Annotated in this window: 18 protein-coding genes; 12 read left to right on the top strand and 6 right to left on the bottom strand. The window is 67.5% G+C overall.

Annotated elements, in window-relative coordinates; translation table 11 throughout:
• The first annotated feature begins 99 nt into the window (after positions 1 to 99).
• The 4 genes from BLQ73_RS06010 (at position 100) to BLQ73_RS06000 (ending at position 5,144) form a co-directional block, all read left to right on the top strand.
• Positions 100 to 1,686 carry a polysaccharide deacetylase family protein gene (locus BLQ73_RS06010; protein WP_093169089.1) on the top strand — a complete coding sequence of 529 codons (1,587 nt, stop codon included), beginning with the start codon at positions 100 to 102 and terminating at the stop codon, positions 1,684 to 1,686.
• Positions 1,687 to 1,895: 209 nt separating this feature from the next.
• On the top strand, positions 1,896 to 1,985 hold the full coding sequence (locus BLQ73_RS34935) for a putative leader peptide (RefSeq protein ID WP_420819993.1): 90 nt from the start codon (positions 1,896 to 1,898) through the stop codon (positions 1,983 to 1,985).
• Positions 1,986 to 2,257: 272 nt separating this feature from the next.
• On the top strand, positions 2,258 to 4,105 hold the full coding sequence (locus tag BLQ73_RS06005; RefSeq protein WP_093169087.1) for a 2-oxoacid:acceptor oxidoreductase subunit alpha: 1,848 nt from the start codon (positions 2,258 to 2,260) through the stop codon (positions 4,103 to 4,105).
• Complete coding sequence (locus BLQ73_RS06000; RefSeq protein WP_245690825.1) at positions 4,098 to 5,144, top strand: 2-oxoacid:ferredoxin oxidoreductase subunit beta; 1,047 nt, start codon at positions 4,098 to 4,100, stop codon at positions 5,142 to 5,144. The genes BLQ73_RS06005 and BLQ73_RS06000 overlap by 8 nt, the downstream gene beginning before the upstream one ends.
• Before the next feature lie 70 nt (positions 5,145 to 5,214).
• Here the strand turns inward: BLQ73_RS06000 and BLQ73_RS05995 are convergent, their stop codons facing one another.
• Positions 5,215 to 6,897 carry a tyrosine-protein kinase domain-containing protein gene (locus tag BLQ73_RS05995; RefSeq protein WP_143020146.1) on the bottom strand — a complete coding sequence of 561 codons (1,683 nt, stop codon included), beginning with the start codon at positions 6,895 to 6,897 and terminating at the stop codon, positions 5,215 to 5,217.
• Between the two features lie 256 nt (positions 6,898 to 7,153).
• On the opposite strand from BLQ73_RS05995, the gene BLQ73_RS05990 reads away from it, so the two are divergent.
• On the top strand, positions 7,154 to 8,269 hold the full coding sequence (locus BLQ73_RS05990; RefSeq protein WP_093169083.1) for a GNAT family N-acetyltransferase: 1,116 nt from the start codon (positions 7,154 to 7,156) through the stop codon (positions 8,267 to 8,269).
• Positions 8,269 to 9,186 (top strand): polysaccharide deacetylase family protein, encoded by a 918-nt coding sequence (locus BLQ73_RS05985; protein ID WP_093169081.1) that lies wholly within the window; start codon positions 8,269 to 8,271, stop codon positions 9,184 to 9,186. The genes BLQ73_RS05990 and BLQ73_RS05985 overlap by 1 nt, the downstream gene beginning before the upstream one ends.
• Positions 9,187 to 9,238: 52 nt before the next feature.
• Here the strand turns inward: BLQ73_RS05985 and BLQ73_RS05980 are convergent, their stop codons facing one another.
• The gene (locus BLQ73_RS05980) at positions 9,239 to 10,282 is read right to left on the bottom strand and encodes a hypothetical protein (RefSeq protein ID WP_143020145.1); all 1,044 of its coding nucleotides are present in this window, start codon (positions 10,280 to 10,282) and stop codon (positions 9,239 to 9,241) included.
• A gap of 160 nt (positions 10,283 to 10,442) precedes the next feature.
• Between BLQ73_RS05980 and BLQ73_RS05975 the strand changes: the two genes are divergently transcribed.
• The 5 genes from BLQ73_RS05975 (at position 10,443) to BLQ73_RS05955 (ending at position 18,251) form a co-directional block, all read left to right on the top strand.
• Complete coding sequence (locus BLQ73_RS05975) at positions 10,443 to 11,405, top strand: glycosyltransferase family 2 protein (protein WP_218125636.1); 963 nt, start codon at positions 10,443 to 10,445, stop codon at positions 11,403 to 11,405.
• A 10-nt stretch (positions 11,406 to 11,415) separates the two neighbouring features.
• Positions 11,416 to 12,753, top strand: coding sequence for an O-antigen ligase family protein (locus BLQ73_RS05970; RefSeq protein WP_093169076.1), 1,338 nt, complete (start codon positions 11,416 to 11,418; stop codon positions 12,751 to 12,753).
• The gene (locus BLQ73_RS05965) at positions 12,750 to 14,303 is read left to right on the top strand and encodes an oligosaccharide flippase family protein (protein WP_093169074.1); all 1,554 of its coding nucleotides are present in this window, start codon (positions 12,750 to 12,752) and stop codon (positions 14,301 to 14,303) included. Before BLQ73_RS05970 ends, BLQ73_RS05965 begins: the two co-directional genes overlap by 4 nt.
• Positions 14,304 to 14,385: 82 nt before the next feature.
• Complete coding sequence (locus BLQ73_RS05960; protein ID WP_176955293.1) at positions 14,386 to 15,252, top strand: sulfotransferase domain-containing protein; 867 nt, start codon at positions 14,386 to 14,388, stop codon at positions 15,250 to 15,252.
• Positions 15,253 to 15,467: 215 nt separating this feature from the next.
• Positions 15,468 to 18,251: a fibrinogen-like YCDxxxxGGGW domain-containing protein gene (locus BLQ73_RS05955; RefSeq protein ID WP_093169070.1), complete on the top strand. Its 2,784-nt coding sequence runs from the start codon at positions 15,468 to 15,470 to the stop codon at positions 18,249 to 18,251.
• 90 nt (positions 18,252 to 18,341) lie between these two features.
• Here the strand turns inward: BLQ73_RS05955 and BLQ73_RS05950 are convergent, their stop codons facing one another.
• From BLQ73_RS05950 to BLQ73_RS05935, 4 genes are all read right to left on the bottom strand, one after another.
• Positions 18,342 to 18,878: a glycosyltransferase gene (locus BLQ73_RS05950; RefSeq protein ID WP_093169069.1), complete on the bottom strand. Its 537-nt coding sequence runs from the start codon at positions 18,876 to 18,878 to the stop codon at positions 18,342 to 18,344.
• Position 18,879: 1 nt separating this feature from the next.
• Positions 18,880 to 19,329 carry a PssD/Cps14F family polysaccharide biosynthesis glycosyltransferase gene (gene pssD, locus BLQ73_RS05945; protein WP_093169067.1) on the bottom strand — a complete coding sequence of 150 codons (450 nt, stop codon included), beginning with the start codon at positions 19,327 to 19,329 and terminating at the stop codon, positions 18,880 to 18,882.
• Between the two features lie 26 nt (positions 19,330 to 19,355).
• A complete protein-coding gene (locus tag BLQ73_RS05940; protein ID WP_093169065.1) occupies positions 19,356 to 20,588 on the bottom strand; it encodes a phosphotransferase in 1,233 nt (410 codons plus the stop codon).
• Positions 20,589 to 20,832: 244 nt separating this feature from the next.
• A complete protein-coding gene (locus BLQ73_RS05935) occupies positions 20,833 to 22,290 on the bottom strand; it encodes a sugar transferase (RefSeq protein ID WP_093169063.1) in 1,458 nt (485 codons plus the stop codon).
• A 253-nt stretch (positions 22,291 to 22,543) separates the two neighbouring features.
• On the opposite strand from BLQ73_RS05935, the gene BLQ73_RS05930 reads away from it, so the two are divergent.
• On the top strand, positions 22,544 to 24,130 hold the full coding sequence (locus BLQ73_RS05930) for a CBM96 family carbohydrate-binding protein (RefSeq protein WP_176955292.1): 1,587 nt from the start codon (positions 22,544 to 22,546) through the stop codon (positions 24,128 to 24,130).
• Positions 24,131 to 24,143: the final 13 nt, after the last annotated feature.

Here is a 24,143-nt window from a genome sequence, read left to right as displayed (position 1 = left end):
GCCGCCGTGACCTAGGCGTCACGGTACGCAGTCAAAGACCACCCCCCCTTCCCCTCAAAGACCAGTAAAAACGCATATTTCACCGTTAACGTGGCGAGCATGCGCAGACTGCTCGGCATCGGCGGACTGGCGCTGATAGCCATCACAGCAGTGGCCTATAGCGCAACCGATGTATCCGAACCCGAAAACCGCCCGGTCCCTTCAGACCCCACGTTGATCAATTACATCGACCCCACCGAGGTCGAGGGTTTGTCATCACAGGTCAAGCTCACCAGGGACAAGGGCAGTCACATCCATATCTCCTATCCCCAGTTCAAGAACACCGCCGCCCTGAACAAACATCTCCAGGCCGAGATCGAACGCCAGGTCGCCACGTTCACCGCGGCGAAATCACGTGCCGGCCAGGAAACCCTTCCGGAATTGACCATGGATTGGCGCATCGTGGGCCTTTCCCCTTCCATGGTGGGCATCCGCCTGCGCACCGGCCAATTCACCGACGGGCGCTGGTTCAACTCTCACCGCACAATCTGGTACGACAAGTCCGCCGACAAGCCGCTCGATTCCGCCGACCTCCTGAAAGAAGGCCAGGCGCTGAGCGAACTGGCCAGGATGGTGCGGACCGAGGGGGGAAAGCGCCATGCGCAGATCACTCCCGGAAGGGTCGTGGCGAGCCGCACTATGTTCGACTCCCTGGTCTTCAACCGGAGGGGCGACCTCATCGTGGAGTTCGACGACTACCAGGTGTCGGGAAAGAGCACCGGTCGCGTGGCCGTCGCCATAGACCGCCAGGAGATCGCGCCGCTGCTGTCGACGGCCGGACAGCGCGCCAGCGCTTCCCGAGCCGGAAGCGACCTGCCGCAGGGCGAACCTTCTCCCGGCGAGGTGGAACGCGCCTTCGGGGCGGCCACTCCGCGCCCGCCGTCCAAGAGCTCCGGCGCGGGTTCGGTGAACTGCCGCGCGACCAAGTGCGTCGCTCTCACCTTCGACGGCCCGGGGCCGACCACGGAGAAGATCCTCAAGGCGTTGAAGACCCGCGACGCACGGGCGACCTTCTTCGTGAACGGGCCCAACGCGTCGGTGCATCCGGCGATACTCCGGCAGATGCGTGACGCGGGCCATCTGATCGGCAATCACTCGTGGTCGCACCGCACGCTTACGACCATGCCGGCGAGCAAGATCCTCGACGAGGTGGAGCGCACCCAGGACGCGGTGGCCGCGGCCACCCAGGAACGGCCGGCGCTGCTGCGCCCGCCGTACGGCAAGGTGGACCAAGAGGTGGCTGACGTCGCCAGGGGAATGGGGCTCGCGATCGTGACGGGCGACATCGACACGCACAAGTTGCCGCGCTACGACAGCGCGACGATCCGAAAGGCCGTGACGGAGCAGACGCGGAACGGTTCGATCGTCGTGCTGCACGATACGCAGCCGGGCACCGTGGAGGCGCTGCCCCACATCCTGAGGGAGCTCGGCGACCAGGGCTACGCGTTCGTGACCATCCCTGAGCTGTACGGCAACGCCGTGATGGAGCCGGGCCGGATCTACGCGGCGGGTCCGCATGTGACGCCGACGCAGGCCCCACCGCGGGAGGCGCCCGACCGCACGAGCGATCAAGGGCACAATAGGCATGGTGGGCATGGTGGGCATGGTGGGCATGGTGGGCACAGCGGAGGCGACAGTCCTGGATAGGGCCCGGAAACCCTGCGGCAGGTACGGTCTGTAACACCTAAGGCAGGGATCGTCGATTCCGACAACAAGCGCCTAAATCGTATGCCCATTCATGTGGCACTTTTCGGGCAGAAGAGGCTTCAGCCCGCCCACCACCGCGTGACCTGCGGTGCGAGGTGGTGGTGTGACCCCCGCTCAGTCACGCGCGACGGGGACATATAGTTGGGCAGGTGACCCTTACCGTCCTCTTCGCCCGTCTGCACGTTGACCTGTGCCGGCTCGCGTCTGGACTGTGTCGCGCTAACCACTTCCGGTCGTGAGCGAGCGCTGACACCCGCCGATCGCAGTCCGCCGATGGCTGTCCCCACCCGGCCCGTGCTGCCGCAATCCGTCCCGCGCCGCTTATCGGCGCCCTGCTGCCATCCAGTCCGCCACCCGGCGAGATCTTCACAGCGTGCATCGCATGGAAAGCACCATGCGACAACGCCGACTGGAATGTGACCCCACAAGCGCGAAACCCCAAGGGACCTAGCATGGAACCAAGAACGTGCCACGATTATCGGCGCCTCACCGCGTCGAGGAGGACCGAGCTGTGACAAAGCAGGTTCAGCAACTCGACCGGGTCATCATCCGGTTCGCCGGAGACTCCGGCGACGGCATGCAGTTGACTGGAGACCGTTTCACCGCGGAGACGGCCTCATTCGGCAACGACCTTTCCACGCTCCCCAACTTCCCCGCGGAGATCCGCGCCCCGGCAGGCACCCTGCCGGGCGTGTCGAGCTTCCAGCTCCACTTCGCCGACCACGACATTCTCACCCCCGGTGACGCTCCGAACGTCCTTGTCGCGATGAACCCCGCCGCGCTCAAGGCCAACCTCGGCGACCTGCCGCGCGGCGCCGACATCATCGCCAACACCGATGAGTTCACCAAGCGCAACCTGCAGAAGGTCGGCTACACGACCAATCCGCTGGAGGACGACACGCTCGCCGAATGGCGGGTCCACCCGGTGCCGCTGACCTCGCTGACGGTCACGGCGCTGGACAACTTCGACATCTCCAAGAAGGACGCCGAGCGCGCGAAGAACATGTTCGCCCTCGGCCTGCTGTCCTGGCTCTACCACCGGCCGGTCGACGCGACGGTGAAGTTCCTGGAGAGCAAGTTCGCCAAGAAGCCGGACATCGCCAAGGCCAACGTCGCGGCCTTCAACGCGGGCTGGAACTACGGGGAGACGACCGAGGCGTTCTCGGTCTCCTACGAGATCAAGCCGGCCAAGCTCACCCCCGGCGTCTACCGCAACATCGCGGGCAACCAGGCCCTCGCCTACGGCCTGATCGCGGCGTCCGTCCAGTCGAAGCTGCCGCTGTTCCTCGGGTCCTACCCGATCACTCCGGCGTCGGACATCCTGCACGAGCTGTCCAAGCACAAGCGGTTCGGCATTCGCACCTTCCAGGCCGAGGACGAGATCGCCGGAGTCGGCGCGGCCCTCGGCGCCGCCTTCGGCGGAGCGCTCGGCGTGACCACGACGAGCGGCCCGGGCGTGGCGCTCAAGGCGGAGACGGTCGGCCTCGCGGTGATGACCGAGCTGCCCCTGATCCTGGTGGACGTGCAGCGGGCCGGTCCCTCGACCGGCATGCCGACCAAGACCGAGCAGACCGACCTGCTCATGGCGATGTTCGGGCGCAATGGCGAGTCCCCGGTGCCGATCGTGGCGCCGTCCACGCCGAGCGACTGCTTCCACGCGGCGATCGAGGCGGCGCGCATCGCGCTGAAGTACCGCACGCCGGTCATGCTGCTCTCCGACGGCTACCTGGCCAACGGATCGGAGCCGTGGCGACTGCCGGAGATCGACGAGCTGCCCGACATCTCCGTCGAGTTCGCCACCGAGCCGAACGGCGAGGACGGCACGACCTTCCTCCCCTACAAGCGCGACCCGCAGACCCTGGCCCGCCCGTGGGCGGTTCCCGGCACGCCGGGCATCGAGCACCGGATCGGCGGCATCGAGAAGGCCGACGGGTCGGGCAACATCTCCTACGACCCCAACAACCACGACCTGATGGTGCGGCTGCGCCAGGCGAAGGTCGACGGCATCGACGTGCCCGACCTGGAGGTCGACGACCCCGACGGCGAGGCCCGTGTGCTGGTGCTCGGCTGGGGGTCGACCTACGGACCGATCGCGGCAGCCGTACGGCGTGTGCGCAAGGCCGGCGGCAAGGTCGCCCAAGCGCACCTGCGCCACCTCAACCCGCTGCCCGCCAACACCGGCGACGTGCTGCGGGCCTACGACAAGGTGCTGCTGCCCGAGATCAACCTCGGCCAGCTCGCGCTGCTGCTGCGGGCGCGCTTCCTCGTCGATGTGATCAGCTACAACCGCGTGCGCGGCCTGCCGTTCAAGGCGGAGGAACTGGCCGGCGTGATCCAGGACGTGATCGACAGTGACTGAGTCTCTCAACGGCAAGGGCCTCGCCCTCGTCCCCAAGTCCGACGCCAAGCAGACCATGAAGGACTACAAGTCCGACCAGGAGGTGCGTTGGTGCCCGGGGTGCGGTGACTACGCGATCCTGGCCGCGGTGCAGAGCTTCATGCCCGAGTTGGGGCTGCGCCGGGAGAACGTCGTGTTCGTCTCGGGCATCGGGTGCTCGTCGCGCTTCCCGTACTACCTCAACACCTACGGTTTCCACTCGATCCACGGGCGCGCCCCCGCCATCGCGACGGGGCTCGCCGCCTCCAGGCCCGACCTGTCGGTCTGGGTGATCACCGGTGACGGCGACGCGCTGTCGATCGGTGGCAACCACCTGATCCACGCGCTGCGCCGCAACGTCAACCTCAACATCCTGCTGTTCAACAACAGGATCTACGGGTTGACCAAGGGTCAGTACTCCCCGACCTCCGAAGTCGGCAAGATCACCAAGTCGACGCCGATGGGGTCTCTGGACAAGCCGTTCAACCCGATCTCGCTGGCGATCGGCGCCGAGGCATCCTTCGTCGCCCGCACGATCGACTCTGACCGCAAGCACCTGCAGTCGGTCCTGCGGGAGGCCGCCGCCCACCGGGGCACCTCGCTGGTGGAGATCTACCAGAACTGCAACATCTTCAACGACAACGCCTTCGAGCCGTTGAAGGACCCGGAGGTCCGGGACAACATCACGCTCCGGCTGGAGCACGGTCAGCCGATCGTCTCGGCGGTCAAGGCCGTGCGCCGCCGACCGGACGGCTCCCTTGAGGTGGTCGACCGGGACGGCGTGGACGAGTCCGAGATCGTGGTGCATGACGCCCACAACCCCGACCCTTCGGTGGCGTTCGCGCTGTCCCGGCTCGACGAGCCGTGGTTCGCGCACGTGCCGGTCGGGGTGTTCCGCAGCGTCGAGCGGCCGTCCTACGACCATGAGATGTCCGTGCAGGTCGAGGCCGCGAAGAGCGAGCGCGGCGCCGGCACGCTGTCGGACCTGCTCATGTCCGGAGACACCTGGCGCATCGGCTAGCCCCCGCGCCGAGGACACGAGAACACGAGGGCCCGGCGGACGCTCGTCCGCCGGGCCCTCGCCTTGGGTGTCAGCGTTTGACGTGGTCTTTGATGATGGACAGGTCGCCGTTCCGCACGGCGGGGAAGGTCGCGGTGCTGAGGCCGTCCTCGTCGGAGCCGACCGCGCCCCGCTCAACGATGTCCTCGATCAGCTCCCTGTCCCTCTTTCCGGGCTTGCCGCGCTTGCCGGCCTTCTTACCGCCCGGTTCGTTCCCCTCGTAGGTCATGACCGAGGGCGGTACGGCGCCGGCCAGACCCTCGTCCGACTGCGACGGGATGACCACCGCGCCGGGCAGTTCAGCGCCGACCTGATCGAGTTGCCGCAGGCCATCGCGGATGTCGGTGAAGCGGGTCTTCGGTACTTCGACCACCATGAGGACGAGGTCCGCGAGCTGGGCGAGCGCTTGGGCGTCGGCCCCTGCCGAGGTCGAAGGCGCCTCGATCACGACATAGCGTGACCTGTCGCGCAGCGAGTCGACGAGACGCGACATGCGCTCACCTTGCAGCATGTCCACCACCAGCTCGGTCTCGTGCCCGCGCGACAACACACGCAACGAGGGCGGCATCGCGGCCCGCGTCTCCACCTCCGACAGCGTGGAGGTGCCGAGCAGCACCTCCGACAGGCCCTGCTGCTCGGCCACCCCGAGCAGCCTGCTGCTCACCTCCGACCGCAGGTCCGCGTTGACGAGCATGACGTCGGAGCCGGTCCGGGCCAGCGCGGCGGCAATGTTGACGGCCACGATGTTCGAGCCCATGCCCTCACTCGCACCGGTCACCAGGATGACCTGATTGCCGGGCCCGTCGCCGAGCCGGGCGGTGATCGCGTGGCTCAACTCGTGGAAGCGCTGCCCGATGCGGCTGCGGGCCGACTGGATGCCGAGCGCGGCCGTTTTGCGGCTGCGCGGGAGGTTGAGCAGGATTGGCGCGCCGAGCACCCGGCGCACGTCGGAGGCCGCACGCACCCGGTTGTCGGCCCGGTCGACCATGAGCGCGATGGCCGCGCCGAGCAGGATCCCGCCGAACAACCCGGCGGGCAGGAACATCATCGGGTCGGGGAACGACGACTGCTTCGGCATCGCGGCCAGGGTGAGCATCTCGCCCACCGACACATCGGCGGCATCGATCCGGACATCGGCGAGTCTGGAGGAGTACGCCTGGAGCTCGCCGTTGATCAGGTTGCGTTCGTCAAGGTCGTCCTTGGGCGCCCTTTCAAGCCTCTCCTTGAGCTTGTCGACCTGGCTCTGGAGGCTGTTCACCTGCCTTTTCAGGCGTGATTCGGCCCGCGCCTTGCGGTGGGCGAGGTAGGCGTTGGCGAAGGCGTTGGCGCCGTCGCGGGCACGCGTGGGATCGGCCGCCGTGTAGGAGATGGCCAGCAGCGACGAGTCGCGCGGCGCGCTCACCGTGACCCGCTCGATCAGCGTCTCGAAGCCCTCGGAGGTGCCGAGGATCGCCTGCGCCCGCTTGACCACCTCGACCCCGCGCACACGCCCCGACTCGGTGTCGAGGTTGATCTCGGTGTTACGGCTCTCGGGGTCTTCAGGGGTGACGAGAACGGTCGCCTTGCCAGTGTAGACGTCGGGCAGGGTGACCACCGCAAGTGCCGCGACGGCGACGCCGAGGGCCGCGCCCACCACCATCACCCACCACCGGCGCCGCAGAAGAGAGGCATAGTCGGCCATCTCCATGGCTTGCACGCGAGGGGTCGTGCTCATCAGGTTCCCTGGAACCCTTCCATCCGTGGCTCTGGCATTCGTGGCTCCGGCCAAACGATCTCATTGACTGGGCGACGATCTCGGCGAGCGGCAAAGGCCACCCCAGAATACCCTTTCATTGCCGATTCCTGATGATCCAAAAGGGATGTACTTGGCGTTTAGCCCCAATTTGTAGATCATCACGTATAACATCGGGACGCTAATTTTGCGCGTTATCGGTCATCAACGCGCTTAACCACACAGCCGGCGAGGGGCCATGGGCACACGAGCAGAATCAGTCAAACCCGGTGACCTCGGTCCCGACGACCTGGCCCTGTGGCGGACGTGGCACATGGCCGGCCACGGCCTGGACAGCCCGTTCCTGTCGCCGGGGTTCGCGCTGGCGATCGCCCGGGTGCGGCCTCACTGCGAGGTCGCCGTCTTCGAGGACGACCAGGGCATCGCGGGGTTCCTCCCGTTCGAACGGCACGGCTCGGGCGTGGCCCGCGCCATCGGACTGTCGGTGTCGGACTGCCAGGGGGTCGTGCACCGCCCGGGCGTGCGCCTGTCACCGGCCGACATGCTAGAGGCAGCGTCGCTGTCGGTGTTCGAATTCGACCATCTTCTGGCCGCGCAGATCCCCGAAGACGGCAGGGACGCGATCCGGGTGGGGTCCCCCGTGATGGACCTCGGCCAAGGCTACGCCGCCTACCGCGACGCCCGCCGGGCGCTGACGAAGTCCGCGATCGGTTCGGTCGAGCGCAAGGACCGCAAGCTCGGCCGCGAACACGGCGAACTCCGGCTGGAGTACGGCTCGCGCGACCCGGCCATGCTCCGCCTGATGATGACGTGGAAGTCCGCCCACTACCGCCGCACCGGCGCCTCCGACCGGTTCACATGGCCGTGGGTGAAACAGCTCGTGGAGGAGAGCTTCGAGCAGAGCTTCGAGGAGACCGGTAGGGAGTACGGCGGGCTGCTGAGTGTCCTCTACGCAGGCGACACACCGGTGGCGGTGGAGTTCGGGCTGCGGTCGGCGACCGTCTACGAGCGGTGGTTCGGCTCCTACGACGCCGACGCCTTCGGGCAGTACTCCCCTGGGCTGGTCATGCTGCTAAGGTTCGCGCAGGCCGCTGCGGCCGACGGCCTGACCACCATCGACCTCGGCAAGGGCGGCGAGCCGTACAAGGAGTTCTTCGCCAGCTCGCACATCCCGCTGGCCGAGGGCTGGATGTCACGGCCGTCGGTGCGCTCCGCGCTCTACCGGGCCTGGCACGCTCCCCCCCGGGCGGCGCGCGCGTTCGTCAAGAGCCACCCCGAGCTCCGCCGACGCGCCCGCGAGACACGTGACTCCATCAACAGGGTTCGCCGGTACGGGTTTGGAGCAGATCGCTGATGCCCTCTCAGCTAACGGTCTTCGGATGGCACAACGTCGAGTCCACATGGTGCTTCCCGGTGACGGGCTCGGGGGTCTCCGGGCTCGAACGCCAGCTTCGGCAACTCCGCCGCTACGCCAACGTGGTCCCCCTGGAACAGGCGCTTGACGCGCTGCGTGAAGGCAGGCCGCTGCCGCCGCGAGCGGTGGCGCTCTGCTGGGACGACGGCTACCACGACAACCTGCGGCTCGCCGTACCCGTGCTGGAGAAACTGGGGCTGCCTGGAACGTTCTTCCTCGTGCCCGGGCTGCTGTCGCGGGAGAGCCGGGCGTGGTGGGAGGTGGCGGGCTGGGCGTTCGCCCGCAGCTCCCGCGACCGCGTCGAGTGGCGCGGCATGCGGCTCTTCACGCGGGGGCAGGCAGGCAGGCTCTGTTACGGCAAAGCCTCCGATGTCCTGCGCGTCATGTCGGCCGACGCCCGCGAGGAGGCCCTCGCCGATCTGCTCGACCGCCTCGCGCCCGAGGGGCATCCCGGCGACGAGGACCTGTTCCTCGACTGGAACGACGCACACGAGCTGATCAGGCGCGGCTTCTCGGTGGGGTCGCACACAATGCGCCACGTGACGCTGGCGCAGGAGTCGCCCGAGGCCCAACTCGCCGATCTGCGTCTGTCCCGCGAACGGCTGGAAGGCGAACTGGACGTACCGATCCGGACGGTGGCCTACCCGTTCGGCCAGTCCGACGCGGTGAGCGAGGCCACGCGCGAGGCCACTCTGGCCGCGGGCTACGCGCACGGGCTGACCACGGAGTTCGGGTGGAACACCGGCACGACGCCGGCGGCGCACGGCAGGCGGGTGATGCTCGACCCGCACATCGGTTTCGTGGCGACGCTGGCGGGCCGGGTCGCCGGGAGGCTCCGGACCGACCGGGACCGCTGAGCGGTCCGCCGTGCCGTACGACGGCCGGCGGTGTCCGCGTCGGCCGAGCGCGTCAGCTGACCGTCGTACGGCGTGCCCGCACGAGGTGGTAGGTGAGCAGGCCGAGCCCGCCGGTCCCTGCGACCAGGGCGATGATGATCATCAGAAGATCGTTGTCGCCCGTGCCCGGAGCGGGCTCGGCGAGGGTGGGGGGCAGGCTCGCCCCGACCTGTTTGTCGGTGTCCTCCCGCGCGCCTGCCTCGCTCGGCAGCGGCACCTTCCACACCGCCTGGCGTGAACCCTCGGAGTTGACGAGCAGCGCCTGTCCATCGATGGTGAAGGCGATCCCTTCGCCCTGCCGCTGCGTGGGGAGCTCGACCGTGATCGGCTTGGCCCGTAGCGACGCGGCCACGTCGCTGTTCTTGATCCACCACACGTAGGCGTGGGTGGCGTTGCGCACGACCAGGCGGTCGCCGGTCGGGGAGAAGGACGCGCCCGACGCCCCCTGCACGCGGAGGTCGGCGTGAATCTGCCGCAGGGTGTTTGTCCGGTTTTGCGAAAGAGTGGCTGGAGCGCTCCATGCTCGAACGGGAGCACCGGCCTTCTCCGTCTTGGCGATGAAAAAGACCTGACCCGTGCGAGGGTGTACGGCTACCGCCTCGGAATTGTGCGACCCGCCATCGGCGTACGCGAGCGTGTAGGTGATCACGTCCGTCACCGGCGTCTCGCCCTTCACCGACGGGTCGGGCTCGGGAAACTTCAGAAGCCGGTATTCCGTGCGGTTGGGCATGCCCTTGTCCCGCCGCACAAACCACGCGTCTCCGGTATCGGCCAGGTAGATGTGCCGTCGGCCGTCCTTGCCCTTGACGACGGCGATGTCCTCCCAGTCCTCGTTCAGGTCGCGCGTCGGGAGGGTGAGAATTGCAGTTGTCTCACCTTTCTTTCCAAACACGTACACCTCGGCGGGCCCTCCCGCGTCAGGGATGGTGTAGAACCGCTCACCGTCTTCGCTCAGGGCCAGCCCGCTGGCCTCGGTGATGCGGCCACCTATGACTTCGAAGAGACGTTCGGGAGGGTCGACCTCGATGACTGATGACGCGTGGGCGGTCGCAGCCATCGAGAGCGCGCACCCCAGCGCGAGTGAAGACACAAGGACCCTGCCACCACGCACCGCAAAACCACCCATTGCCTTAGACGCGGATAATCATGAAAGTTGGCCGCTTCTCCGCATACGGGGCGGCGAGACACCATGTCTGGTCCGCGAGCCTAGCCTAGACGTGCCTCGTATCCCAGAAAGGAGCAACGCGCTGAACGGGTCGAACACCCCCATAACCGCAGCCCCCTCGGTGACGGTCGTCGTCGCCACCCGGGACCGCCTCGAACTGCTGCGCCGCGCCGTCACCGCCATCCTCGACCAGGAGTATGACGGCTCGATCCACGTGGTCGTCGTCTTCGACCAGTCCGAACCGGTCGACATCGGCGTCCCGACACGGCCCGGCCGTACGGTCACCACGACCGTCAACGCCAACACCCCCGGCCTGGCCGGCTCACGCAACACCGGCGTGTCGATGGCCGACACCGAGCTGGTCGCCTTCTGCGACGACGACGACGAATGGCTGCCGGGCAAGCTGCGCGCCCAGACCGAGCTGCTGGCGACGTCCGGCGGCGTCGCCGCGGGCACGGGCATCGAGATCCGCTGCCGCGGCACGGCGAGCCCGCGGCACGGGCCCGAGCGCCCCGTCACCTTCCGCGACCTGCTGAAGGACCGCATCTTCGCGCTCAACGGATCCACTCTGATCATCAAGCGGGACGTCCTGATCGAACGGGTCGGCCCGGTGGACGAGCAGCTCCCCGGCAGCTACGCCGAGGACTACGACCTGCTGCTGCGCATCGCCAAACTGGGGCCCATCCACTGCGTGCGCGAGCCCCTGGTGGCCATCAACTGGCAGGGGTCGTTCTTCTCGCGCCGCTTCCCCATGATCGCCGATGCGCTCACCCATCTGCTGGACAAGCACCCCGAGTTCGCCACCGAACCGCACGGCCTCGCGCGGATCGAGGGCCAGATCGCCTTCTACCAGGCCGCGGCGGGCAACTACCGCAGCGCGCGGCGATGGGGCTACCGAGCGGTCCGCCACAACTGGCGGGAGCGCCGGGCCTACCTCGCCTTCCTGGTCGCGGGCAGGGTGACCACCGGGCAACGCGTACTCAGCGCCCTCAACGCACGTGGCAGGGGAATCTGAGACCGCTGACGTGAACGGACTGGGAACCACGCGCTCCCCGAGCGGCGCCGACGCGCCGCCCGAGCGAGACCTACCGGTATGGCCGCTGCAGGCCCTCTTCGTGCTGTACCCACTCTGGTGGGTGCTGGGGCTCGCCCCTTTCGCGGGGGCCATCGTCTCCGTTCCCATGATCCGTTTTATGGTGCGCCGGGGCGGGACACTCGTGCCCCGCGGGTTCGGCGTCTGGCTGCTGTTCCTGCTGGCCATGATCATGTCCGCCACGCAGCTCGACAGCGCACCGCGTCTGGTCGGGGCCGCCTTCCGCCTCATGGCGTACGGCAGCGCCACCGTCGTGTTCGTCTACGTCTACAACTGCTCACGGGCAAGACTCCCCGTGCGCAAGGCAGCCGGGTTCGTCGTGGTCTTCTGGGCCTTCGTGGTCGTCGGCGGCTACCTCGGCGTCTTGTTCCCCGAAGGCTCGTTCACCACCCCGGTGGGCCAGCTGATCCCCGGCTCGATCGCCTCCAACGAGCTGGTCTCATCACTGCTGTTCCCGAAGTTCGCCGAGGTGCAGACGATCTGGGGGGCCGACGAACCGTTCGTACGGCCCGCCGCTCCCTTCCCGTACACCAACGCCTGGGGCAGCCACTACGCTCTGATGATCCCGCTCGTCCTGCTCTACATGCGCATCGGAGCGACCCCCTGGCAGCGGATCGTGCTGGGTATCGCCGCCGTGGCCTCGCTCGTGCCGGCCTTCGCCACCCTCAACCGGGGCATGCTGGTCGCCGTCGGGTTCGGCCTGGTCTACGCGGCGCTGCGGTACGCGATGAGGGGCCAGGTCCGGGGACTGATCGTCATCTTCGGCGTGATGGCGGTGGGCGGTGTCGTGGCCTATTTGACCGGAGTGATAGACAACATCACCTCGCGCACCGAGGTGAGCGGCTCCAACGACGACCGGGTCGGCATCTACACCGAGGCGTTCGTCCGCACGCTGGAGTCGCCGCTGCTCGGCTGGGGGGCGCCGCGCCCGTCGCACACCATCGGTGTCTCGGTCGGCACTCAGGGCCAGTTCTGGAACATCATGTTCTCGTTCGGCTTCCCGGCCCTGCTGTTCTATGTGCTGTTCATGGCGAGTCTGTCGTGGGCCACCAGAAAGGTCGACCTCGGCCTGATCTGGCTGCACGTGGTGCCGACGATGGCGGTGTTCATGATGTTCTACTACGGCCTCGACAGCACACAGCTTGTCGTGATCTTCACGGCAGCCGCACTGGGATTACGTGAGAGACGCCTGTCCGCCGTGCCTCCCCCCTCCCTCTCGCCCAGGCATCTCTCCTCCAAGTCCCTCTCCCCCAAGGTGATCAGCCGGTGACCGTGCCCGACACGACAGCGACGAACAAGGAACACGACGGCGGTAAGGAGATCAAGACCTTCGCCAAGTCGGGTCTGATCACCCTGCTGGGGTCGATCCTGTCGGCCGCCGCCGGATTCGCGATCACGCTCGTCGTCGCCCGGACCCTTGGCGCGGCCGAGGCCGGGGTCTTCTTCATCGTCGTCGCCCTGTTCATGATCCTGAGCGAGATCACCGAGCTGGGCACCGACACCGGCCTCGTGCGGACGGCCGCCCGGCTGAAGGCCCTCGGCCGTGTCAGGGCGGTGCGCACGGTCGCGGTGTCGGCGATGATTCCCGTCCTCCTGCTCAGCACGCTGACGGCAGTGCTCGGCTTCGTCCTCGCGCCCTGGCTCGCGTCGCTGTTCGCCGAGCCGGAGTACCACGACGTGGCGATCCTGTTCATCCAATGCGCGGCCCCCTTCCTCGCGGTGTCGGCGGCGCGCCAGGTCGCGCTGTCGGGCGTCCGGGGCATGGGCGACCTGACCGTCTACACGGTCTTGAACACCGCGATGCCGGTGGCCAGGCCACTGCTGGCGCTCGCGGTGTTCGCCGCGGGACTCGGCTCCGGGGCGGTGATGCTCGCCTGGTCGGTGCCGGTCGGGCTCACCTTCCTGGCCGCGGCGTTCGTGCTGTGGAGGCTGATCCGCCGGGCCGAGGCGGGCGCGCCTCCGGACCCGCCCGCCGAGCCCGGAGAACGTCCGCTGCTGCGGGAGTTCTGGGGGTTCTCTGCGGCGCGCGGCGCTGCGGCGACGATCGAGATCGCGATCGTGTGGCTGAACGTCCTCGTCGTGGGGGCCATGGTCTCCAACCACGACGCGGGCGTCTACGCCACCGCGAGCCGGTTCATCACCTCCGGCACCCTGGTGCTCGCCGCGACCCGCATCGCGGTCGCGCCACAGATCGCCGCGCTGCTGGCCGTCAAGGACTTCCCCACCGCCGAAAGGCTCAACGCCGTGGCGACCGGCTGGGTGGTGGCCGCCTCCTGGCCGCTCTACCTGGCGCTGGCCTGCTTCGGGCCGGTCGTGCTGATGCTGTTCGGCGAGGACTTCACCGGCGGCGGCACCGCTCTGGCCATCCTGGCGGTCGCCATGCTGGTCGTGCTGGCGGCGGGCAACGTGCAGACGGTGCTGCTCATGGGCGGCAAGAGCTCGTGGAGCCTCTACAACAAGGTCGCTGCACTCGTTGTGAACATCGGGCTCAATCTGCTGCTCATTCCGGATCACGGCATCGTCGGGGCGTCGATCGCCTGGGCCGCCGCCTACCTGGTGGACACCCTCGCCGCGGCTTTCCAGGTGAGGTACGGCATGGGCCTGCGCCTCGGCCTGCGCACCATCGGCGTGTCCGCCGCCGCGGCGGTGTTCTGGTTCGGGGTGGTGGGCGTCGGGTTCCGGTTCGCCGGCCCGCCGACGGTGGCCATGTTCGCGCTCTACCTGGCGGTGGCGTGCGCCGGGTTCGGCGCCACGCTGTGGGTCAAGCGGGAGAGCCTGCACGCAGACGTGCTCCTCGAAAGCGTCCGCAAACGTAAATAGGCCGGGGAACCGCCGGCAGAAAACGAATGAACCTCAAATTGGAGTGACGATGTCGCGGAGTCTCGGGGCTCGCCTGAAGGACATGTCCCCGCGTTGGGCGAAGGACGCGGCGAACGCCGCCACGCGGGCTTATGCCGTACGGACCGCGGAGCAGCGGCATTTGCCGGACTTTCTGATCGTCGGAACTAAGCGCGGGGGCACCACATCGCTTTGGAACTATCTGGTCCAGCATCCGCTGGTCATGCCGATGTATCCCGAGTCCCGGGAAATCAAAAGCCCGTGGTATTTCTATGTGAACTACGCGAAGGGGGACGATTGGTATCGCTCGCACTTCGCCACCGAGGGCCATCTCGACAAGCTTGAGCAGAAATATGGCGTGCGCCCTCTGACCGGAGAGGCGTGCCCGTATTACATGTATTACCCTCCGGTCGCCCAGCGGGTGCTCGACCGCATGCCCAACACCAAGATCATCATCTCGCTGCGCGACCCCGTGAAGCGCGCCTACTCGCACTACTGGGAGCGGGTGGACGCCGGCACCGAGCCCCTGACCTTCGACGATGCCCTGGCGGCCGAGGCCGACCGACTGCGCGGCGAGCACGAGAAGATGGCCGCCGACCCCTATTACTACAGCTCGGCCCACGATTTCCACACCTATCGCGACCGAGGTGTCTACCGGCCGCAGGTGGAGCGGTGGCTGGAACTCTTCCCGCGGGAGAACATCCTTGTCATCGCGGCAGAGGATCTTTACAAGGACGAAAGGGCGACATTCTCCCGGGTGGTCGACTTCCTGGGTCTGCCGGGTTTCGAGCTGCCCGTGGCGAAGCGGCATAACTATATCCCCGCGCCACCGATGAATCCGGAGACCAAGGCCGAGCTGACCGAATTCTATCGCCCCCACAACCAGGAGCTGTTCAGGCTGCTCGACACCACTTTTCCATGGGATTCCTGACAGTTTCCCGGCAGGCTCTGTAAATAAGCCATATCGCGTTGACGAATGGCGGACGACTGCGTTAACTTTCCTTTTACTTAGATCGGGGGGCCCGACGCCCGTACACGGCTTCTGATTCGGGCAAATCGGCCCTGTTCACCATTCCCTGGGGGGAGCACATGTCCGCCCTTCGTCGTGCCCTCACTGCGTTGGCGTTTTCCGCCTTACTCAGTGGTGTGGCCGTTGTCAGCACTCCACCGGCACCTGCCCAGGCCGCCGTCGCCCGCGACGGGACCAGCAGCAACAAGGCCGCCCTCTCCTGCTGGGCGATCAAACAGGACTTTCCAGCGAGCGCGGACGGCGTCTACTGGCTTCAGACGCCCAAGCTCGTCGCACCGCAGCAGTTCTACTGCGACATGACCACCGACGGCGGCGGCTGGGTCCTCATCGGCAGAGGCCGTGAGGGCTGGACGTTCTACTACCCCGGCCAGCGGACCCCCGGAGCGATCCGCAACACGCCCTCCGGTACCGGCGCGTTCGCCCCCGCCGCTCTGCCCGGCGACACAGTGAACGGCCTGCTCAACGGCGGTCGTGTGGACGCCCTGACCGACGGCGTACGGCTGCGCCGCGCGGCGAACAACACCGGCACCTCCTGGCAGGAGGTGCGCTGGAAGTTCTCCAACCTCGACTCCTGGTCCTGGACGTTCGACGCGAACCCCACCCACAAGCTCAGCTCCGTCAGCGTGAACGGGACGAACTACGGGGCCGGCAACACCCGCGACTGGAACTACATCAACGGGTCGCACCGGATCTTCACCTACGAGTGGAACAACCACGGGTGGAAGAAGGGCTTCAGCTACGGCTCCCTCATGGGCGGCGCGTCCACGTCGGCGACCAGCTACCTGTGGCAGAACAGCACGGAGGGGAACCCCATCCCCTTCACGCAGGTCTTCATCCGGCCCAAGCTGACCAGCGCGTCCTACGGTACGGTCCCCGAGGCGGGGCTCCCCGCCTCGACGGTCACCCCGCTGGTCAGCAACTCCACCACGGCGCTGCCCTGGGGCGTGACCGGCGTGGTCGGCGGAGGTGTCGGCGAGGAGCATCTTGAGGTGCAGGCGATGGGCACCCTCGGGAACACGATCTACGTCGGCGGCAGGTTCCAGTACGTCCAGAAGGGCGCGAATCCGGGCCCGGGCGAGAAGGTCCAGCAGCAGTACCTCGCGGCGTTCGACGTCAGCACTGGTGAGTGGCGGACGCAGTTCCTCCCCACGCTCGACGGACAGGTCTGGGACATCCAGACGCTGGACGACAAGGTGATCATCGCCGGCGAGTTCACCAATGTGAACGGCGAGCCGAACACGGCCGGCATGGCGGCGCTCGACCCCACCACGGGTGCGGTGGTGCCGGGCTGGCGGACCACCTTCACCAGGGCCGGCGGCCTGCCGGTCAAGATCAAGGCGCTCGACCGGCAGGGCGACTGGATCTACGTGGGCGGCGGCTTCAACCACGTGAGCGGCGGCAACCCGCTGTCCAGCCCGGTCTGGGCCGTGGCCGCCGCGCGCGTGCGCGTGTCCGACGGGCGCCCCGACGCCGACTGGACGCCGCACTTCGACGCCACCGTCATCGAGCTCGACGCCAGCTCGCAGGGTGACCGCGTCTACTTCGGCGGGCGCTTCTCCAACGTGAACGGCCAGTCCGCCAACAGCTTCGCGGTGATCAGCACGGCCACCCCCGCCGCCCTCGTCCCCGGCATGAACAACTGGCTGCCCAGCACCACGGCCCAGAACCGGGACTACCGCCAGACCGTTCTGGAAGTGGGCGACAAGGTCTGGATGGGCGGCGCCGAGCACGACTTCCAGCTCTACACCCGCGACAACCTGACCCGTCTCACCGGGCACATCACCAGGGGCGGCGGTGACCTCCAGGCCTCGGTCGAGATCGACGGCGTGGTCTACGGCGCCTGCCACTGCCCCGAGTTCGTGTTCAACGACGCCACGAGCTGGGACAACACCGCTAACTGGTCGAACGCCCACCAGATCCTGTGGATCGGCGCCTGGGACGCCCAGACCGGCAAGTACCTCCCGAACTTCGTCCCGTCCATCGACTCCCGCCGCGGCGACGGCCCCTGGGAGTTGATCAAGGATGCCAACGGGTGCCTCTGGTTCGGCGGCGACATGAACCGCGGCTCGTGGAACAGCGCCACGAGCAGCTACCAGTGGCTGGGCGGCTTCGGACGGCTCTGCGCCACCGACAGCGCGGCCCCGACGGCGCCGACGAACCTCCGCACCACCGGCACCACGGGCGGCACCCAGCTCGCCTGGAACGCCGGCACCGACAACTCCGGCGCCCCCGACTACGAGATCCTGCGCGACGACCGCGTGATCGCCAAGACCAGTAGTGCCACGTTCACCGACTCCAACCCGCAGGGCACCCACAAGTACTGGGTGCGGGCCATCGACGACGCGGGCAACCGCTCGGCCAGCACGGCTGCTCTGCACGTGCAGTCCACGACCTCGCTGATGAACCTCGGCTCGCAGTGGAAGTGGGTCTACGACGGCGTCGACCAGGGCACCGCCTGGTCGGGCACGACGTTCGACGACTCCGCCTGGGCGGCCGGCAACGGCGAGTTCGGCTACGGCGACGGCGGCGAGACGACCCTGATCCCCGCGGGCACCACGCCGCGGCACTGGACCGCCTACTTCCGCACCACGCTGAACGTCGCCAACCCCGCGGCCTACGAATCGCTGCTGATCGACCTCATCCGCGACGACGGCGCCGTGGTCTACATCAACGGCACCGAGGTCGGGCGGGACAACCTGCCGGAAGGCACGATCGCGCACGACACCGCGGCCCTGGTGGGTCTGCAGACCAACGCCGAGGAACGCACTCCGGTGCGGTTCACCGTACCGGCGTCCGCGCTGGTGGCGGGCACCAATACGATCGCGGTGGAGATGCACCAGAACAACCAGTGGAGCGCCGACCTGAGCTTTGACATGAGCATCAAGGCGACGCTGCCGTAACCTGGCCTACGAGCGAAGGCCCCCGAGGGCGATCGGGGGCCTTCTTCTCTTGCCGTAGGTCTGACTTCAGCCGCTGCCGTATGCCTGTGTTCAGCGGCGCAGCAGTCCGCGGCGCGGCCGTGCGACCACGCCGCGCACGAGCTCGCCGAAGCGTACGGCTGTCGCCTCCGCCGCGCTTTCGTCGTGTTCGGCTCGGTATCCCTCCGGGTCGGCGAGCGCCTTCTCCAGATGGGCCGCGAACTCGGGCTCGGTGACGGCCAGGGCGATGCGCCCGTGGGTGGCGAGCACGTGGGTGAACCTCACCTGGTGGTCGTCGACATGCTCGCCGAGCGCCGCCGTACGCGGCACCACGATCGGCAGCCGACCGGCGATCCGGGACTCCATGATGCCGCCGGGGCCGCCCTGGCAGACGACGGCGTCCGCCTCGCGCATCAGCGTCTGGAGTTCGTCGTGCGCCAGCATGTCGTGGCATTCCGCGCCGCGCGGGGGGCGTGACGTGCCGTGCTGCACGACGCAGCGGACCGACCCGGCCCGCGCGTCGAGCCACCGCTCCACCCACCCCATGAGACGTTCGAAGGGGTGGTGGTCGGTGCCGACGCTCACCAGGACCAGGGGACGCTCGGCCATGTCACATCACCTGCCCAACGACGACACCCTTGGGATACGCCTCGCGCTGCTCGGGCCACTGGAGCAGGAACAGGTCGGACAGCGGATAGCACAGTTTCCCGGTCAGGGTGCCCGAGTCGATGCGGTCGTAGACCTCCAGGTAGACCGTGCGGCAGCCGTACAGCTTGGCGAGCAGAAAGAACGGATAGGCGACGCCCGCGCCGCTGCTGACGATGACGTCGGGTTTGTAGCGCGGAAGGAGCCGGAAGGCGAGCATCAGGTTGCGCAGCAGGTTGGGGATGTTGCGCGTGGTCGGATGGTAGGCCCAGGTGACCTTCTCCTCCGCCAGCAGCGACACCGCGTCGGCCTGCCGGAAGGTCACCCAATGCCGTTGCTCACCCTGCCACCACGACCGCAACCGGTAGAGCTGTCCGAGGTGCCCGCCACCCGAGCACACGAAAAGCACCTTCACTCAATGCCACCTTCCACGGCGCCGGGTCACACCGCCGCCCGCAGTTCGCCGAGAACCCCGAGTATGGCCTCGGGGAAGATCTGGGAGTGCCATCCACCGCCGCCCGCGCGAAGCCGGCATGTGCGGACGAACATCTCCAAGAGGTAGAGCCAGGCCACCAGTTCCCTGACCTCACCCGGGACGCCGATGGCCGGCAGTTCGTCCCGCGCGGAGGTGAAGGCGTCCCTCACGCCGGTGCGCAGCGGCAGCCCGCGCTGCGCGACCGCCACCTGGAACCGCCAGTTGAGCAGGTCGAAGCCGAGTGGTACGGCGGGCGCGCTGTGCTCCCAGTCCCATACCCAGAGCTCCTTGCCGACCCAGCCGACGTTCCATGGTGTCCAGTCCCCGTGCCAGCGCGCGAAGCGCAGTTCGGTGAGGCCGTGGGAGGCTTCGACCGCCTCCATCGCGGCGGCGACGGCCGCCGCGGTTGTGCGCAGGTCGTCGCCGAGCTTGGACACCGACAGTTCCCTGGCCTGACCGGTGAGCTCGTGCCAGTAGGTCGAGTCGCCGAGGTTTTTGGTGAACGTGCCGGTGCTCTCGGCGATGGCGAGCGGGATGGCCGGGTCGAGCGGCCGATCGGGGTCGGTGTGGCGGCTCACGCTCTGGGGCAGCGGTTCGACGACCGTGATCACTCTGCCCTGCCACGAACCGTGGTGGAGCACTCTGGGCACGCGCACGGGTACGGCGTCGCGCACCAGGCCCATCGCCGCGGCCTCCCTACTGACGAGGGTCCGCGTGGCGGCGTTCCAGCCGACCTTGGCGAACCCCGCCGGGGCCCCGTCGGTCACGCGGAACAGCTGGAGGATCGGCTTGAGGTTGGGGTCGGGGTCGCGCACGCTGATGCCGGCGACGAGGTCCACGCCCAGCGCCCGAGCGAGGTGGCGGGTCGGGAGGTACTCGGTGAGCATGTGGTCCGGTGTGTCCCGGTCGATGGCCACGACGAGGCGGCTGCGGAGCAGGCGCTGTGCGATCCCGGACCTGAATCCGGCTCCGAGCAGGGCGCGGGAGGCGCGCAGTTTGGGTGCCCTCAGGCCGTTGTAGCGGCTCACCGAGGCGGCGGCCGAGACCTGCGTGGCCAGGGGCACCAGGAACCTGGCCCTGGCGGGGTCCGGCGTCACCGCGTAGCGCTCGACGGGGCGTCCGCCCTCCGGCACGTGGTCGAGCGCTACCCGCACCGGCCAGCCGTCGCCGGGGTCCTCGGAGAGCCATAGCTGCGTCATGAGAGCACGCAGGGCATGGCTCGGGGCGGCGGGTCGGCCATCGTCACTCATCGGTTGCACGGAGATCCCACCATCTGGTCATTACGAATCGGAAAACTCAGACACATAGGAGCGTAAGAGCATTCTTCATGCTTTACCTCATGCCTAAATCTTCCCTTTTCATAATAAGACCATTTTTCGCGCCTGTCCTATATATCTGCATCGGACAGGACTGAACAGTCAAACGTAGCGAAAAGCCGCCGCTTCAGTATGCGCCGGTACCGCGGACCACGGCGGCCCAGGTCTTCCAGAGGATCTGCAGGTCCAGGGTCAGCGACCAGTTCTCCACGTAGCGGAGATCCAGCCTCACCGACTCCTCCCACGACAGGTCGGAACGCCCGCTGACCTGCCACAATCCCGTCATTCCCGGCTTGACGACCAGCCTGCGGTGCACGTCGGTGCCGTACTGCGCGACCTCTGACGGCAGCGGTGGACGCGGCCCCACCAGCGACATATCACCGCGCAGGACATTGAGAAGCTGGGGGAGCTCGTCCAGCGAATAGCGGCGCAACCAAGTGCCGATCCTCGTGACGCGTGGATCGTTCCTCATCTTGAAGAGCACCCCGTTGCCCTCATCGAGTGCCGCGAGGTCGACTCGGACTCTTTCCGCCTCCACGATCATGGTGCGGAATTTGAAGACCAGGAACTCCCGCCCGTTCTTGCCCACTCTGACCTGGGTGAAGAGAGCGGGGCCCTCGCTCGTGGAGCGGATCATCACCACGATGGCGAGAAGCAGCGGCGACAGAAGCAGGAGCACCAGCCCGGCGACCAGGCGGTCGAAGGCGTTCTTCACGCTCTGCCGCATGCCCGACAGGACGGGGTGCTCGACGTGCAGCAGCGGCAGCCCGGCCACCGGGCGCACGCTGGTCCGCGGGCCGGCCACGTCCATCAGCGCCGAGGCGACGAACAGGTCGGTGTCGGTCTCCGCCAACCGCCACGCCATACGGCGCAGCGCGATACCGTCGAGTTCCGGGCAGGCGAGTACGGCCACCGCATCGCCCGACACCTTCGTCACCACCTCGGCCACGTCCGCGAAGTCGCCGAGCACGGGCACACCGTCGATCTCGCAGTCCAGGCTGCCCAGCGGGTACTCCGGCAGGCATACGGCGACGACCTGCATGCCGTGGTAGCGCTCGCGGCGAAGCTGGCGGATGAGATCGGAGACACTGCCCGGGTGGCCGACGACCACCATCCGGCGCAGGCACTCACCCTGGGATCTGCGGTGGTGGAGGCGTTTGCGCCAGCCGTACCGGAAGAGGCAGCCGGTGATGGCGAGCAGGGGAAAGCCGATCATCACGTAGCTGCGGGCGACCGGCGTCTGCGTCACGTAGGCGACGATCGCGACGAGGGACGCCATCGCCGCGGCGGCCTGGAGCACCGAGCGGTACTCGTCCGGCCCGTCGCCGACGCGATGGGACTGGTAGCCGCCGGCGAACGCCACGGCTAACGGCCATAGCAGGGCAAGCAACACGCCCAGCGGCAGTTCGGGCCAGTAGAAGGCGTCCATGAGCAGGCGCACGCCGATGAGGCCGGCGAACGCCACCGCCGAGCAGGCGAGATCGCCCAGCACCGCGCCCGTCACATAGCCTTGCTCCCACTCCTTGCTGTCCCAGGGCGCTCGGGACACATCCGTACGGAATGCTCCGTCGGCAACAGCGGTCATCCTCGCCTCGCGATCTGACTCTCCCACCCCACGCCTAACAGACGCCCCACCCGCCGCCTGGGTTGTCATCGAACTCGAAGCTGTCAGGCCTATTTCGTGAGCGTAGAATGATCATGACTTTGGTGTAAAGGCCCTACTAACGTCCACATGTGGACAATGCGCAGACATTTCACCACTTGACAGGTGAACGTGGAAGTTGTGGGCCATGCTTAGTCCCACGAGGAGTTACGAAATCAGTCTTGAGGTGAAGATGATGAGTGCCCCGCGAGCTAGACGTACGCTTATCACCACGAGCGCCGCCGGAGCCGCACTCGTCAGTGTTGCGGCTCTCCTCACCCCCGGCGACGAGGTGAAGGCCAGGAACCAGGCGACCTCCGACGTCGTCGTCCCGGTGAGCGAAGACACCTACGTCACGACCCATGACCGCCACGTCGCCAAAGGCGACGAATGGCGCCTGCGCACCGGGGCCTCCCCCGGCGAGCGCCGAGCCCTCCTGAAATTCACCGTGCCGAAGCTGCCGCCCTCCACCTGCGGCGTCAGCGTCTCCCTCCGCCTCTTGGCGCGCACGTCCACGGCGGAGAGCGAGATCACCACGGTCAGCACGACCGACCCCGAGGCGTGGGATGAGGACACGCTGTGGGACGAGCGACCCGACGTCGGCAAGCCGGTCGCCACGGCCCGCGGCCTGCAAGCCGGCAAGTGGGCGACCTTCGACGTGTCGAGCGCGGTGACGAAGGCGGGCGAGATCTCCTTCGCCATCACCCATCAGGGCAAGACCCACGTCGACTTCGCCTCGCGCGAGAACACCGTGCTGGACCAGGCCCCAGAGCTGGTGATCAGCGCCGGGGCGGATCTCACCGCGGACACCGTCACCCCCGCCTGCGACGGCGCCCTGTGGGGGCTGTACCGCTCAGGAAACGCCGACATCACCGCCCACGAGAGCACCCAGCTCACGTCCAGCACGGTGCCCCGCAAGTTCGACGCCTTCCGGCGCTACTACAGCTTCTCCCAGCTCACCGGCTCCTCCCCCAACCAAACGGTGAGCTGGCCGAGCAAGCGCGACGCCGAACTCGCCCGCGACAGGGTGCTGTTCCTCCAGTTCGACAGCGGCTGCTTCGGCACATGCCCGACCTCCTTCAACGGCGTGCCGCTGCCCAAACCGGCGACCTTCACCGACCCCAACGTGCCCACGGACTTCACCGGCGAGTGGTTCCACCCCAAGGACGTCGCCTCGGGCAGATTCGATCCGCTGCTGAAAGCGATCGCCAAACGCTTCAAATCCTTCCCGGGACAGCTTGTCGTGGATATCTCCGGAGAAATCGATAGCCAGGTCGAGTGGATGGAGAACGGCCCCTTCAGAAAGGCATGGCTGGCCGGCTATAAGCAGATGTGGCGGCACGTCCATGATCTTTTTGTCAAGGAAGGTGTGTCAAACGTTTCCTGGAACTACGTCGTAGGGGGCTTCGCGAAAGACGACGCGATCTACACGGAGTCCTATCCGGGAGACGAGTACGTCGACTGGATCTCCTGGGACCCCTACGACAACGGCTGCGCCCACGGTTCGGCCTACGCGACCCTGAACCGGTTCTACTCCCGACTAGAGGCCGGTCTCCTCGGACAGGGAGCGCGCGAGAAGAACTACGGGATCATGGAGTTCGGCTTCGGCAAGAAGTGCCAGGAGGCCTACTTCAAGGATATGGCGGACGATCTCAAGCGGCTCCCGAAAATCCGAGCCGTGCTCTACTTCGACCGGCCCAATATGCCGTACTCCCTCACCACCGAAGGGTGGCAAGGCTACGCCCTCGCAGGTCTGGACAGCTATTTGAACCAGGACGACTGAGGATCTCCCCGGT

The organism is Sinosporangium album, from assembly GCF_900100605.1.
Classification (GTDB): domain Bacteria; phylum Actinomycetota; class Actinomycetes; order Streptosporangiales; family Streptosporangiaceae; genus Sinosporangium; species Sinosporangium album.
The sequence above is the reverse complement of the archived record's forward strand: the minus strand, read 5'-3'. Positions and strand labels throughout refer to the sequence as shown.

Coding starts and splice junctions, on each gene's coding strand:
- BLQ73_RS06010 (WP_093169089.1), top strand. CDS start 100: ATGCGCAGACTGCTCGGCATCGGCGGACTGGCGCTGATAGCCATCACA.
- BLQ73_RS05995 (WP_143020146.1), bottom strand. CDS start 6,897: ATGAGCACGACCCCTCGCGTGCAAGCCATGGAGATGGCCGACTATGCC.
- BLQ73_RS05990 (WP_093169083.1), top strand. CDS start 7,154: ATGGGCACACGAGCAGAATCAGTCAAACCCGGTGACCTCGGTCCCGAC.
- BLQ73_RS05985 (WP_093169081.1), top strand. CDS start 8,269: ATGCCCTCTCAGCTAACGGTCTTCGGATGGCACAACGTCGAGTCCACA.
- BLQ73_RS05980 (WP_143020145.1), bottom strand. CDS start 10,282: ATGGCTGCGACCGCCCACGCGTCATCAGTCATCGAGGTCGACCCTCCC.
- BLQ73_RS05960 (WP_176955293.1), top strand. CDS start 14,386: ATGTCCCCGCGTTGGGCGAAGGACGCGGCGAACGCCGCCACGCGGGCT.
- BLQ73_RS05950 (WP_093169069.1), bottom strand. CDS start 18,878: ATGGCCGAGCGTCCCCTGGTCCTGGTGAGCGTCGGCACCGACCACCAC.
- BLQ73_RS05940 (WP_093169065.1), bottom strand. CDS start 20,588: ATGACGCAGCTATGGCTCTCCGAGGACCCCGGCGACGGCTGGCCGGTG.
- BLQ73_RS05935 (WP_093169063.1), bottom strand. CDS start 22,290: ATGACCGCTGTTGCCGACGGAGCATTCCGTACGGATGTGTCCCGAGCG.
- BLQ73_RS05930 (WP_176955292.1), top strand. CDS start 22,544: ATGAGTGCCCCGCGAGCTAGACGTACGCTTATCACCACGAGCGCCGCC.